Genomic DNA, 13,344 nt, shown 5'->3' with positions numbered 1-13,344 from the left:
GTAGACTTCTGTTTACAGTTTTTTTCTGTAACTTTAAAACCTATTAACAGTAATAAAAAAAAACAATGGCAGGAATATTAGATTTATTAAACTCAGAACTAGGGCAATCCATAATAAACGGAGTTTCTGACTCTACAGGACAGGATAAAGACAAAACGAGTAGTGTACTAACGATGGCATTACCAGTATTAATGAAAGCTATGCAACGCAATGCTTCTACGCCTCAAGGTGCTGAAGGCTTATTAGGTGCTATTCAAGGCAAACATAATGGAGGAATTTTAGACAACTTAGGTGGTCTTTTTTCTGGTGGTGTTGACGATGAAGTGAAGAATGATGGTGAGAAAATATTAAACCACGTTTTAGGGAGTAAAAAACAAGGTGTAGAATCAATTATCGGACAAAAATCTGGATTAGATGCCGGATCAGTAGATCAGATATTAAAAGTGGCTACTCCCATTTTAATGGGGTTTCTAGGTAAACAAGCACAACAAAATAATGTGAGTTCTACAAATGATTTATCAGGTTTACTTGGTGGTTTACTGGGAGGAAATGACTCTAGTTCAGAACAAAGTTTCTTAGAAAAAATATTAGATGCCGACGGTGACGGTAGTATTATTGACGATGTTGCTGGAATGGTACTAGGTAATTCTAAAAAGAAAGGTGGTTTAGGCGGTTTACTAGGCGGACTTTTCGGTGGTAAATAATCACAAAAAATAAAACAGTGTTATATATTTAAAGAGCAAAACATCTGTTTTGCTCTTTTTTTATCTTATAAATTGTACTTTTAATACGCTATGAAAAACATATTTCTAATACTTCTCAGTTTGGGCTTGTTTGTAAGTTGTAAAACTAACGACAAAGTTACAGATACTAAAAAAGACAAGATAATTTCATCACATTCTTCGGATAGTCTAACTATTGATGGTGACGATTTAGAATACGATTTAGTGATTCAAGATGCTAAATTTATATCATGGTTGCAATCTAACGCGAAACCAAAAGGAGCATATACTCAGAACGATCTTGAAAATAAAAATATACGTTATAGTACGGAATGGAACCTAAGAGCATCACAACCTGACCACTACAACGCAAATCTCTACCCACACGCTATTAACTACCAAAAGAATATAGACTATGGCTATGATTTAAACTATAGGCTCTACAACTACTTTATTTACTTTCAAAACACATATAATCAAAACTTATTAGACGGTAGAATCCCCACAAATTAATTATATTTGCCGCTGCATTATATATTTATGGAACAATTTAAAACACGCTGGGATATTGATAAAAATTGGCAATTTATTTTTCCGATTTTAGGAGTTTTGGCTCTCCTATATTCTAGTTTTAGACTAGCTGGTTTATTTACAAACGATTATCACATTGGTGTAAAACTGGTATTAACAGCTCTACTTTTCACCATCCTTTTAAAGTTTATTCTTTTTTTATTTAAAAAATTAGAGAAAAAATGGGTTGTAGATCAGCGCTGGGAACTCATTCGGATTTTTATGGTATTTGCTATCACGGGATCCTCTTCATTATTTGTTGGTAGACCTATTATAAAACTTATAGGAATTACTAAAGAAAACTTAAACATCTATGTTTATTGGGTTTTATATATTATCATTGGCCTTATTTTTTATCAAATCCTATTAGTTACTTTCGGATGGCTTTTTGGTCAATTTAAATTCTTTTGGGAATTTGAAAAGAAAATGATAAGACGCTTTGGATTAGGGAAATTTGTAGATTAAATGCAACAGGTTAAACAACATATTAGTATAAAATTACTCGCACTAGCTTTGGTTTTTGCAGTTGCCATACCTACTGTTGTTAAGTTTGTACATATCTTCGAAGATCATAAACACGAGGTGTGTACGGGTGAAAAAGAAACTCATATTCATGAAATTGATATAGATTGTGAGTTCTATAAATTTAAATTAAACCAAGTATTTTCAGTAGAATTTGAAAACCTTGTATATCTACCTAAAGTAGAAAACTTTAAAGTTTCAAGTATACAGTACTTTTTTATAAGCGACTACCAACGTCTTCCCTTCTCACTTCGAGGTCCCCCACAATTAGTTTAACATATAGTTTTTTTCTTTTCACTTCTTAATTAAGAGGTGAACTAACCTATTTATTAAATTAATTACATTATCAATGAAATATTTTTATTCTTTACTGCTCGTATTAGCGGTAACACAACTGTATTCTCAAGAGACTATTAACGGTTCCATTATAGACGAAGACACCAAGCAACCTATAGAATTTGCAACCGTTTACCTCCCACAATTAGAAAAAGGAACCATTACCAATCAAAATGGTGAATTCACACTAGAAGGTATCTCTCAGGGATCACATAACATTATTGTTTCTATAGTAGGTTATCAAACGGCCTCTCAGAATATCACTTACCCATTACAAGACCAACTCATTATCGCATTAAAGCCTTCGGCTATTGAAATGGAGGAAGTTATTATTTCAACACCTTTTCATAAGTTACAAAGTGAAAATGTAATGAAGGTTGAACGTGCAAACATCAAGGCTTTACAGCAGCAAGGCGCAGTAAACTTATCTGAAAGCCTAACGTCTATCGCCGGTGTAGAAAGTGTATCTACCGGAGTTAGTATTGGAAAACCTGTTATTCGCGGACTCAGTTCGAATAGGGTTTTAGTGTATGCACAAGGCGTACGATTAGAGAATCAGCAATTCGGTGACGAACATGGATTAGGGATTAGCGATGCCGGTATAGAAAGTGTGGAAGTCATTAAAGGCCCAGCATCCCTATTATATGGTAGTGATGCTTTAGGTGGTGTGTTGTATTTAAACCCTGAAAAATATGCCCCAGTAAATTCTTCAGTATCAAATATAGAAGGGAAATATTTTAGTAACACCAAAGGTTATAGTACTAATGCAGGGTATAAATCTTCAGGAGACAACCTGAAATTTCTATTTAGAGGAAGCTTAGCTGAGCATTCGGATTATAAAACTGAAGATTACCGAGTAACAAACACGCGCTTTAGAGAACAAGATTTTAAAGCAGGTATAGGCTACCGAAATGCGGATTTTAAAACAGATTTTAGATATAATGTTAACCACTCTAAATTGGGAATGACTGATGGTATAGGCGTGCAAAACACGAACCGTACTCCCCTTTTACCTTATCAAGATTTAACAAATCATATTTTTAGTCTACAATCGACTTCTTATTTCGAAAATTCACAACTAGACTACACGTTTGGCTACACTTACAATGATAGAAAAGAGTTTGAAGAGCATCATGACCATGACCATCACGAAGAACATGATGACCATGAGGGCGAAGAAGAACATCACGAAGATGAGTTACATCTAGCTAATGAAGAGGGTGTTTTAGAACCTGCATTACACATGAAATTAAAAACAGCGAACTACGATATCAAATACCATTTTCCTAAAACAGATAAAATTGAAACGGTTGTAGGAATTCAAGGGATGAATCAAACGAATAAAAATTATGGGGAAGAACAATTAATTCCTGATGCTACAGTCAATGATTTTGGGATATTAGCTACCTCACATATTCATTTTAATGCTGCCGACATACAAATCGGTGCGCGATTTGACACTAGAAATATCGATGTTAATTCTGGTATTAATAAAAATTACAATAGTTTTAATGGCTCGATTGGTGTAAAAACAAACCTTACTGAAAGCACTATAGTTCGTTTAAATATGGCTACAGGATTTAGAGCACCTAACCTAGCGGAACTTACTAGTTACGGAAGTCATGAAGGAACAAACCGTTTTGAAATCGGTAATTCTGACTTAAAAAACGAACAAAATATTCAAGCTGATTTAACTATTGAATATGGTAATAAGCATTTTGAATTTTTTGCAAATGGTTTTTATAATAAGGTCAATAATTACATTTATTTAACGCCTAATGGTGAGCTTGTTAATAACGATCCTGTGTTTTTATATCTTCAAGAAGATGCCGCGTTGTACGGTGGTGAAATTGGAGTGCATTTACACCCACACCCTATTCACTGGTTACATATTGAGACTAGTTTTGAATCGGTAACTGGGAAACAAGATAACGGCGCCAATTTACCCTTAATACCTGCCAATAGCCTTACAAATAAAGTACGTGTAGAATTTGATAAAAATCAATTCCATAATGGGTATGCCTTTATCAAGTTAAAAACTACATTTAAACAAAATAATACGAGTGCTTTTGGAACGGCAACGGACGGATATAGTTTATTGAGTGCTGGTATTGGTGGTGATTTTAATATATGGAACACGACCTTAGGCGTATCCGTAAGCGGTAGTAACCTAACGAATAAATCCTATATAAATCATTTATCGCGATTAAAAAGTGATGGTATATTTAATATGGGACGTAGTGTTAATCTCGGATTAAACATCATCTTATAACTACTATAAAAACAAAAAAGCCAGTAAATTTTTACTGGCTTTTTAATTTATTTACTGTTATTTTATTTCAATAATTTCTTCTTTAGAAGGTGAAACGACGTAGGTGTAAATCCACATTAGAGTAAACGACGGAATCACATCAAAGCCCGGTAGTAATTCCTCTACAAAGGAAATAAACGCCCCTACTTTACCTTTCTTTCCACTGTACATCTTTGTCATCAGCCACGCCGATAGCGGCGCCCAAATTATATCTGTCAGTTCTCCAAAACCTGGAACAATAAAACTGACATAACCTACGGCATCAAAAAGTAATCCTAAAGCTAGTTTATTAAATTTATTGGTTTCTTTTAAATTCATTCTGTTCTTGTATTAATATAGAATAAAGTATACAAATTTTATTCCACTTTTAAAAAACACGTCTAGCAATACCACCAAAGGCTTTTAGGTATCCGTCTTTTACGATAAATTTTCACTAATTAATTTCAAAAACTCTGTTCGCGTTTCGATATTTTTAAAAGCACCTCTAAACCCAGAGGTCGTCGTCGTAGAATTTTGTTTTTGAACACCACGCATCATCATACACATATGAGAAGCTTCAATCACCACTGCTACGCCCTCGGGCTTTAACGTCTCATTAATACAATTCAATATTTGCTCAGTTAAGCGTTCTTGGACTTGTAAACGCCTAGAAAAAACATCTACAATTCTAGGAATTTTACTCAGCCCTACAATCTGTCCGTTAGGAATATAAGCAATATGTGCTTTTCCGAAAAATGGCAAAATATGATGTTCGCATAGCGAATACAACTCGATATCTTTTACAATAACCATTTCGTTATACGATTCTTTAAACATTGCGCTTTTTAAAATTTCAGCCGCATCTTGCTCATAACCTTGAGTTAAAAACTGCATCGCTTTTGCTGCGCGTTCTGGGGTTTTTAATAAGCCATCACGTTTTGTATTTTCACCTAAGTCTTCAATAATAGACTTATAACGCAATTGCATGGCATCGGTTACTTTTATATTATATTCCTCAAAATTTTTGTTTGACATCGTCTTTAGTTATGATTTAGCAGTGTATTGTTCTTTTAATTTATCGCTGTAATAGGTATTTAATTTATCAATCTTTGGATTTATAACAAATTGACAGTACGACTGTTCCTTATTTAAGTTATAATAGTCCTGATGATCTTCTTCTGCTTTATAAAAAGGTCCTAAAGCTGTTATTTCGGTAACAATTTTATTTTTAAAAACAGCCTCTGATTTTAATAGGGAAATAAACGTTTCTGCTTGATGTTTTTGGTCTTCAGATTCATAAAATATGGCCGATCTGTACTGAGTACCTTTATCGTGGCCTTGTTGATTTAACGTCGTTGGATCGTGGGTAGCAAAAAACACTTCTAACAACTCCATAAAACTAACAATACTCGGATTGTAATATATTTGTATAGCTTCTGCGTGACCCGTTCTTCCCGTACATATTTCACGGTAAGCAGGATTTTTTATAGCCCCTCCGGTATAACCAGATACAACAGCATCTACACCATTTATCCTATCAAATACAGCTTCGGTACACCAAAAGCAGCCCCCAGCAAAAGTGGCGCGGTTTAACGTTTTATCTTTCATAGTTTAAATTTAAATAAAATCGGTTCGAAATCACTGATTCCCTCCACAATCTATACCGCTTTTAACGTTTTGTTAAGAACAATTCCCTGTTTTATCCTATACTTTTCCACCAAAAGTGTAACACTAATAAAATACAGCGGTCTATTATTTAATCACTTTATAATAAACCAAGCAATCCAACCATGAAATATATCCTTTGGCTCTTATTTATAATCTTAATAATCCCATCTTCTTATGCGCAATCAAAAAAGGAGTATACTATTACTCGAGCTTTGGTTGCCCCAAAAATTGATGGCGTACTAAATGATGCCGTTTGGCAAAAAGCTTCAATAGCTACAGATTTTATTCAGTTTAGACCCACACTTGGAAAACCTGATCCTGAAACTAAACGCACCGAAGTTAAAATGGCTTACGACGACACAGGGATTTATATCTCGGCGTATTTATATGATAATAAAGATGATATCATGCGCCAATTTAACCAACGTGATGTTTTTGGGCAAAACGATTTTTTTGGTGTCGTTTTTAATCCTAATAATGATGCTCAAAACAATACAGAATTCTTCGTGTTTCCAACAGGAAATCAAGCCGACGCGAATGAGAGTCCGAGTATGGGAGAGGATTTTGGATGGAATTCTGTTTGGGAAAGTGCGGTAAATATAACGTCTAACGGATGGGTTGTAGAACTAAAAATACCCTACCGCTGCCTGCGCTTTACAAAACAAGACGCTCCGATTTGGGGCATTCAATTTCATAGACATTTTAGGAAAACTAATGAACAATCAACATGGAATCCCGTGGATCTTACCACCGGTAATAGTATTGGTCTATATAATGGTACTCTCGTAGGGCTTAAAAATATAGATCCACCAACACGGTTAAACTTGTACCCCTATGCCTCCGCTCTAGTTTCTGATTACGATGGCGTTACTGAGACCGATTTTGCGGCTGGATTAGACGTAAAATATGGTATAACCGAAAACATTACGTTGGACGCTACGTTAATCCCCGATTTTAGTCAAGCTGGTTTCGACGATGTTCAACTCAACCTCGGACCATTTGAGCAGCAATTTTCAGAGCAACGTCAGTTTTTCACTGAAGGTGTCGATTTATTTAATAAAGGTAATTTGTTTTATTCGCGACGTATTGGTAGAAACCCTACTGGAAATATAGCTTTAGCTGATAATGAGAATATTGAAGATTATCCTGAGAAAATCCAACTTTTAAATGCCATTAAAGTTTCTGGACGGACAAAAAAAGGGCTAGGTATCGGCTTTTTTAACGCGATTACAAAGAAAACAGAAGTCTCAATTAACAAATCTGAAACCGTTATAAATCCGCAATCAAATTTAGAGGAAACTATTCAATCTAAACGGAAAGCAGTGATTGAACCCTTGTCGAATTATAATATTTTGGTATTAGATCAACAGTTTAATAAGAACTCATCGGCAACAATTATAAATACCAATGTGACCAGAAATGGTGACTTTAGAGATGCTAATGTTACGGCCTTAATATTGGATATGATAAATAAGAGTAATACTTATGGGGTGGTTGCTGAAGCAAAAATGAGTCAGTTAAACGATGTTGAAGTGAATAAAAAAGGATATAGTAGTTATTTAGGTTTCGGGAAAACTAGCGGGAAATACCGATTTAATCTATCTCATAACTATGCTGATAAAGATTATGATATTAACGACTTAGGGATTTTAAATACCAATAACTATAGCAACTTCTCGGTTAATGGTTCCTATCGTATTTTCGAACCTACCGAAACTTTAAACAGCTTATATATTGGTGTATGGGGCAATTATAATAACTTAAGCACACCGTATACTTATACCGGTACCAATGTTGGTGGAGAGTTCAATGCGACTAACAAAAGCCTTCATACTTTTGGGGCTAATTTTAATTGGAACGTAGGAAAACAATATGATTTTTTTGAACCTAGAAATGATTTTAATAGTTTTTATCTCACAGAAAATTACGCTCAAGGTAGTTTTTGGATCTCTTCGAATTATAACAGTTTCTTTTCGATTGATGCGAATGTGGGTTATGCCAAGCGCTTTGAGTCAGAACGCTCAGAATTTAACAATTACTGGTTTGGCATCGGTCCGCGATTTAAATTTAACGATAAGTTTTTATTAGTGTTTAATTTCGAATTCGACGATTACACTAACGACCGTGGGTACATGACAAAAATTGATGACGATATCGTATTTGGACAACGCGACCGTGTCGATATTGAAACCACCATTTCTGGGAATTATAATTTTAACTCTTTTAATGCTCTTACTTTAAGTTTTAGAAATTACTTAGGAAAAGTAACCTACGAAAATCAACTCTATAGCCTACAAAACAGCGGACGCTTACTTAAAAACCCTACGTATACAAAAGAATCTATTGGTTACAATCCAGATATAAATTTCAACTCTTGGAATTTAGACTTAAGTTATAGCTGGCAATTTGCACCTGGTAGTCAGTTAACAGCGCTTTATCGCAACTCGATATTTAGCTTCTCTAATGCGTCTCAAGATGATTATTTTAAAAGTCTAGGGAGTTTATTTGATGAGAATATGGAAAACATCGTTTCGTTAAAACTCGTTTATTTTATTGATTATAATTCGATAAAGAACGTTTTAAAAAAGAAATCTAAAAGCATTTAATTGTTGTACAATTTAAGCTAAAGTAGTACTTTGAGGCATTAAATTTTATCTATGATTAAAGCTGAAAACATCCATAAATATTACGACGACCTTCACGTTTTAAAAGGCGTTAATTTACATATTAAAAAAGGCGAAGTTGTTTCTATTGTTGGAGCATCTGGAGCTGGTAAAACCACATTATTACAGATTCTAGGAACTTTAGACCACATCTCAAAAAAAGATAAAGGAGCGTTAATTATTAACGGCACGTCGATCCCCGATCTGTCTGAAAAAAATCTTGCTAAATTTAGAAATGAGCATATTGGATTTATCTTTCAATTTCATCAACTACTTCCTGAGTTTACGGCTTTAGAAAATGTGTGTATACCTGCATTTATAAAAAACACGCCAAAAGCGGACGCCATGAAAAAGGCTAAAGAACTTTTAGACTTTTTAGGCTTATCACATAGATACGATCATAAACCGAATGAATTATCGGGCGGAGAACAACAGCGTGTTGCAGTCGCCCGTGCATTGGTTAATAATCCAGAACTTATTTTTGCCGATGAGCCTTCGGGAAATTTAGATAGTGAAAGTGCCGAGAATTTACATAATTTATTTTTTAAACTAAGAGATGAGTTCGGACAAACCTTTGTTATTGTTACTCATAATGAAGAATTGGCAAATCTTGCCGATAGGAAGTTAACGATGGTGGACGGTAAGATTACGGATGTTTAATTATGGAAATACTATTAAAAACTATTGTAGGTTATTTAAAAAATCCGACGTGTACTCCTTTAGAGCGCTCTGTATCTGAGAAATTAAAACTCGTTTTTAAAACACTTATTTTAGCTTTTACCATTGCCTTTATTCTCTCAATTCTAATCAGTATTTTAGAAAGTTTTGGTGTGTTTACCATGGATCAGCATGCCACGACACAGCTTTTTAAAGACTACTCGCCTCCAATTATCTTTCTTTTAGTGGCTATCGTGGCCCCTGTTATAGAAGAGTTGTTATTTAGAGGTCCGATCACTTGGTTTTGTAATAATCAAAGCCGCTTTAAATATGCGTTTTACGGGTTTACTATTCTTTTTGGGTATATTCATATTTTTAATTATGAATTCACTCCTAAAATCCTCATCTTCTCTCCTATTTTAGTTGCTCCACAACTTGTTTTAGGTGTGTTGCTAGGCTATTTAAGAGTCAAGTTAGGCTTACTTTATGCGATGTTATTACATGCCTTGTTTAACGCTACTTTAATAGTGCCAAGTCTTATGTTTTTAGACTAATAATGAAAGCCTCTATGCTACAAAACAACAGGTTATAAGCTTCGATATAGATCCTAATAAAACCAATTAACAATGACTAAAACAGAACTAAAAGACTTTTTAGACGCCAAAGTAGAAGAATACAATAATCCCAAATTTATTGAAAGTGATCCTATTCAAATTCCCCATCAATTTTCTAAAAAAGAAGACATAGAAATTGCTGGATTTTTAAGTGCTACTATAGCTTGGGGAAACCGTAAGAGCATAATAAATAATGCCAATAAAATGATGAATTTATTGGAGCAGTCACCCTATGATTTTGTTATGAACCATCAAGAGGCAGATTTACAAAAACTAGAACATTTTGTTCACAGAACCTTTAATGGTCATGACTTTGCGACCTTTATTCAAGGCTTACAACATATTTACAAAAATCACAACGGCTTAGAAGCTGTATTTTCAAAACATGCTAATACCACTGGGCTACAGTCCGCTATTCACCATTTTAAAAGCGCTTTTTTTGAAATACAACACCTACCACGAACTCAAAAACATATTAGTGATCCACTAAAAAACTCTGCGGCTAAGCGTATTAATATGTATTTAAGATGGATGGTGAGAAATGACAACACTGGGGTTGATTTCGGACTTTGGAAAAGTATTTCTCCGAGTGCCTTATCGTGTCCTTTAGATGTACACTCTGGAAATGTAGCCCGAAAGCTAGATCTTTTAAACCGCAAACAAAACGATGGCAAAGCTTTAAAAGAATTGGACGAAGCATTACGTCGTTTAGATCCTTCAGACCCTGTAAAATATGATTTCGCCCTCTTTGGTTTAGGTGTTTTTGAAGGGTTTTAATTTACAACTGCAAATTACTTTTTACTGCAATTAAAACCCCTTTAATAATGCTATTACTGAATATGAGCAGCCCGTCTTCTATTTATACTATTTTTTAATGCCGGAATATTGAATAAAATAATAGATATAATGATTAAGCCGTAACTTAATCCCTGTAAATAAGTGAAGGATTCTTTAAAATAAAAGACAGCCAAAAAAAAGTTTATCAATGGGTTTAAATAAATAAAAACACCTACAACCGAGGAATTTAACCCTCGTAAAGCATAAATATTTAAAAACATAGGTATGATAGTAAAACCTACAGCTATTAAGGCTATCATACTATAGAAAAAATTAGTTTTTGCCGTTGTGAAATCATGTGTAACAAAAAATGGACTTAAAATTAGTACCGCAAACGTAATTTGAACAGTTAAAATTAAAAAACGATCCATTTCTTTATTTTTACGCTGTAGCACCAAGTATATCGCATAAGTTAAAGCAATCACCATACTGTAAACAAAGTCTATTAACCCACCCAAAGACAATAGTATACAAGCTGTTAAGCTTAAAATTACCGAAACCCATTGAAGTTTAAATAGCTTTTCTTTTAAAATAGCGAAAGCTAAAACCATAGTTAGTATAGGACAAATTAAATAGGCTAACGCTGTTGCTCCTACACTAACATTATTCATGACATAGATAAATATATACCAGTTTAATGCCAAAAATAAACCACTAAACAGATTTATAATTAGTATTCGAATGCGTTCCTTTTTTTCTAGTGATTTAAATACCTGAATATTCTTTTTTAGAACTTTCGGCCTTAAAAACAAGCTTACGATTAACATTATAGAAGCTGAAACAATCGATCGGTAAGTTAAAATATCAAATGCAGAAAAGTCTGAAAGTGGCTTTAAAACCAAGCTAAAAAAGCCCCAAATAGTAAAAGCTAGCGTAACAGCCAAATAATGTTTTGTAGTGTTCATAGTTCTGAAATAATTAATCGGCAAATGTAAAAGTAATCCAAGTATTAAAGCACATAATTTACGCATATATTTCGAAGCTATGTTTGCTTAGATAATAGTCGAAAAAAAACAGTTGTTTTCACATATCATTATACCGAGCTTATTTTCTAGTAAACTATACGCCATAAGCCTAATCGAGGTTTTAAAAACACTATTTTAATTGCATTTTGACTAGGTATTAATCATCCTACCCTCATAAATTATTTTCATACTGTATTTTTTCATATTTTTGTTTAACTAAATTTTAACGCAAATCTGTGATTGCACCAGAAAAACCAAGTAATGAATCGGCTAGATTGGCTGCTGTATACGAATACAAGCTAATTGATACATTACCAGAAAGCGATTTTGACAATATTACCTCGATTATAGCGGCAATGTTCGATATTCCTATGTCGCTAATCACATTGCTTGATGCGGATAGAAATTTTCTAAAATCTCATTTTGGTGTTCCTTTTAATGAAGCACCTAGAGACCTCTCCTTTTGCGGACATGCTATCATGTCTGAGGATGATATTTTTATTATTGAAGACTCTAGGAAAGACGAACGCTTTCATGACAATCCTATTGTTAAAGAACATCAGGCGATTTTTTATGCTGGTGTTCCTTTAATGAATCCAGAAGGCTTTCCTTTAGGTACGCTGTGTGTTTTTGATACAAAACCACGCCAGCTTACAGCTTTGCAAAAGCAAGTGTTAATTGCGATGGCTAAACAAGTTGTTAATTTATTTGAATTGAGGAAACGAAATAATGAACTCCGTGAAACTAAAGAACAACTAAATATACAAAACGAAAATCTGAAACATTTTGCGGGTCACGTTTCTCATGATATGAAAATGCCTTTAGCAAACATGATTGTGACTACCGATATTTTAAAAAAGAAATACAAAAATGTTTTAGATGCTAAAGGCATAGAGTACCTCGATTACTTAAAACAGTCATCCTTTACATTGAGTGATTACATTTCAGGGCTACTAGATCATTATGAAAGTGATAAATTAGGTGGTGAATTAGAAAGTTTTGATTTAAACTTACTATTAGAAGAGATCGTCGATCTATTAAATATAAACTTTGACTGCGAAATCAATTTTCCTGAAACTAACGAAGAATTGTTTTGTAACCGTGCAGCTTTAGAGCAGGTATTTCTCAACTTGATAGGCAATAGTTTGAAGTATAACGACAAGGAAAAAATTGTTATTACAATTGCATGTAAAAGAGGTGATGCTCACTTGGAATTCAAAATATCTGATAACGGTATCGGTATTCCTCAAGACAAACAAAAAGAAATTTTCAATTTATTCTCTACCGTTGGTAATTTAGACCGAAACGGTAATCGTGGAAACGGTATAGGCTTATCTACAGTTCAAAAATTAATAACCAAGCTTGGCGGAACAATTTCCTTAGAGTCAGAACTAGGTAAAGGCACCACGTTTAATTTTACCATTGCCTTATAACCCATCTAAAACAAAATATATAGAAATAAAAAAGCCAGATGACTAATCATCTGGCTTTTTTATTATA

At 33.8% G+C, this 13,344-nt stretch carries 14 protein-coding genes; 10 read left to right on the top strand and 4 right to left on the bottom strand.

Going from position 1 to position 13,344, the window contains the following annotated elements; translation table 11 throughout:
• The first annotated feature begins 65 nt into the window (after positions 1–65).
• From BLV64_RS08735 to BLV64_RS08715, 5 genes are all read left to right on the top strand, one after another.
• Positions 66–704, top strand: coding sequence for a DUF937 domain-containing protein (locus BLV64_RS08735; protein ID WP_092134118.1), 639 nt, complete (start codon positions 66–68; stop codon positions 702–704).
• Between the two features lie 90 nt (positions 705–794).
• Positions 795–1,235, top strand: a complete 441-nt coding sequence (locus tag BLV64_RS08730; RefSeq protein WP_092134116.1) for a DUF6146 family protein — start codon at positions 795–797, stop codon at positions 1,233–1,235.
• A gap of 27 nt (positions 1,236–1,262) precedes the next feature.
• A complete protein-coding gene (locus BLV64_RS08725; protein ID WP_092134114.1) occupies positions 1,263–1,757 on the top strand; it encodes a DUF6787 family protein in 495 nt (164 codons plus the stop codon).
• On the top strand, positions 1,758–2,090 hold the full coding sequence (locus BLV64_RS08720; RefSeq protein ID WP_092134112.1) for a hypothetical protein: 333 nt from the start codon (positions 1,758–1,760) through the stop codon (positions 2,088–2,090).
• Positions 2,091–2,163: 73 nt separating this feature from the next.
• Positions 2,164–4,422: a TonB-dependent receptor gene (locus BLV64_RS08715; RefSeq protein ID WP_092134110.1), complete on the top strand. Its 2,259-nt coding sequence runs from the start codon at positions 2,164–2,166 to the stop codon at positions 4,420–4,422.
• Between the two features lie 57 nt (positions 4,423–4,479).
• Here the strand turns inward: BLV64_RS08715 and BLV64_RS08710 are convergent, their stop codons facing one another.
• From BLV64_RS08710 to msrA, 3 genes are all read right to left on the bottom strand, one after another.
• Positions 4,480–4,779, bottom strand: coding sequence for a hypothetical protein (locus BLV64_RS08710; RefSeq protein ID WP_092134108.1), 300 nt, complete (start codon positions 4,777–4,779; stop codon positions 4,480–4,482).
• 99 nt (positions 4,780–4,878) lie between these two features.
• Positions 4,879–5,475 carry a GTP cyclohydrolase I FolE gene (folE, locus tag BLV64_RS08705; RefSeq protein WP_092134106.1) on the bottom strand — a complete coding sequence of 199 codons (597 nt, stop codon included), beginning with the start codon at positions 5,473–5,475 and terminating at the stop codon, positions 4,879–4,881.
• 9 nt (positions 5,476–5,484) lie between these two features.
• Positions 5,485–6,048, bottom strand: a complete 564-nt coding sequence (gene msrA / locus BLV64_RS08700; protein WP_092134104.1) for a peptide-methionine (S)-S-oxide reductase MsrA — start codon at positions 6,046–6,048, stop codon at positions 5,485–5,487.
• Between the two features lie 182 nt (positions 6,049–6,230).
• On the opposite strand from msrA, the gene BLV64_RS08695 reads away from it, so the two are divergent.
• The 4 genes from BLV64_RS08695 (at position 6,231) to BLV64_RS08680 (ending at position 10,819) form a co-directional block, all read left to right on the top strand.
• Entirely contained in the window at positions 6,231–8,714 is a 2,484-nt protein-coding gene (locus BLV64_RS08695) for a DUF5916 domain-containing protein (protein ID WP_092134102.1), read from the top strand.
• Between the two features lie 51 nt (positions 8,715–8,765).
• Positions 8,766–9,431, top strand: a complete 666-nt coding sequence (locus BLV64_RS08690) for an ABC transporter ATP-binding protein (protein ID WP_092134100.1) — start codon at positions 8,766–8,768, stop codon at positions 9,429–9,431.
• 2 nt (positions 9,432–9,433) lie between these two features.
• Complete coding sequence (locus BLV64_RS08685) at positions 9,434–9,982, top strand: CPBP family intramembrane glutamic endopeptidase (protein WP_092134099.1); 549 nt, start codon at positions 9,434–9,436, stop codon at positions 9,980–9,982.
• A 72-nt stretch (positions 9,983–10,054) separates the two neighbouring features.
• On the top strand, positions 10,055–10,819 hold the full coding sequence (locus BLV64_RS08680; protein WP_092134097.1) for a TIGR02757 family protein: 765 nt from the start codon (positions 10,055–10,057) through the stop codon (positions 10,817–10,819).
• Positions 10,820–10,872: 53 nt separating this feature from the next.
• Here the strand turns inward: BLV64_RS08680 and BLV64_RS08675 are convergent, their stop codons facing one another.
• The gene (locus BLV64_RS08675; protein WP_092134095.1) at positions 10,873–11,784 is read right to left on the bottom strand and encodes an EamA family transporter; all 912 of its coding nucleotides are present in this window, start codon (positions 11,782–11,784) and stop codon (positions 10,873–10,875) included.
• 296 nt (positions 11,785–12,080) lie between these two features.
• Between BLV64_RS08675 and BLV64_RS08670 the strand changes: the two genes are divergently transcribed.
• Complete coding sequence (locus tag BLV64_RS08670; protein ID WP_092134093.1) at positions 12,081–13,277, top strand: sensor histidine kinase; 1,197 nt, start codon at positions 12,081–12,083, stop codon at positions 13,275–13,277.
• Positions 13,278–13,344 lie beyond the last annotated feature (67 nt).

The organism is Bizionia paragorgiae (assembly GCF_900107625.1).
Taxonomy (GTDB): domain Bacteria; phylum Bacteroidota; class Bacteroidia; order Flavobacteriales; family Flavobacteriaceae; genus Bizionia; species Bizionia paragorgiae.
Note: the sequence above shows the minus strand (reverse complement) of the source record. Positions and strands in the feature narration are given on the sequence as shown.

What these genes read in the sequence shown, in the direction of transcription:
- BLV64_RS08735 (WP_092134118.1), top strand. Translation starts at nt 66, where the DNA reads ATGGCAGGAATATTAGATTTATTAAACTCAGAACTAGGGCAATCCATA.
- BLV64_RS08730 (WP_092134116.1), top strand. Translation starts at nt 795, where the DNA reads ATGAAAAACATATTTCTAATACTTCTCAGTTTGGGCTTGTTTGTAAGT.
- BLV64_RS08725 (WP_092134114.1), top strand. Translation starts at nt 1,263, where the DNA reads ATGGAACAATTTAAAACACGCTGGGATATTGATAAAAATTGGCAATTT.
- BLV64_RS08720 (WP_092134112.1), top strand. Translation starts at nt 1,758, where the DNA reads ATGCAACAGGTTAAACAACATATTAGTATAAAATTACTCGCACTAGCT.
- BLV64_RS08715 (WP_092134110.1), top strand. Translation starts at nt 2,164, where the DNA reads ATGAAATATTTTTATTCTTTACTGCTCGTATTAGCGGTAACACAACTG.
- BLV64_RS08710 (WP_092134108.1), bottom strand. Translation starts at nt 4,779, where the DNA reads ATGAATTTAAAAGAAACCAATAAATTTAATAAACTAGCTTTAGGATTA.
- folE (WP_092134106.1), bottom strand. Translation starts at nt 5,475, where the DNA reads ATGTCAAACAAAAATTTTGAGGAATATAATATAAAAGTAACCGATGCC.
- msrA (WP_092134104.1), bottom strand. Translation starts at nt 6,048, where the DNA reads ATGAAAGATAAAACGTTAAACCGCGCCACTTTTGCTGGGGGCTGCTTT.
- BLV64_RS08695 (WP_092134102.1), top strand. Translation starts at nt 6,231, where the DNA reads ATGAAATATATCCTTTGGCTCTTATTTATAATCTTAATAATCCCATCT.
- BLV64_RS08690 (WP_092134100.1), top strand. Translation starts at nt 8,766, where the DNA reads ATGATTAAAGCTGAAAACATCCATAAATATTACGACGACCTTCACGTT.
- BLV64_RS08685 (WP_092134099.1), top strand. Translation starts at nt 9,434, where the DNA reads ATGGAAATACTATTAAAAACTATTGTAGGTTATTTAAAAAATCCGACG.
- BLV64_RS08680 (WP_092134097.1), top strand. Translation starts at nt 10,055, where the DNA reads ATGACTAAAACAGAACTAAAAGACTTTTTAGACGCCAAAGTAGAAGAA.
- BLV64_RS08675 (WP_092134095.1), bottom strand. Translation starts at nt 11,784, where the DNA reads ATGAACACTACAAAACATTATTTGGCTGTTACGCTAGCTTTTACTATT.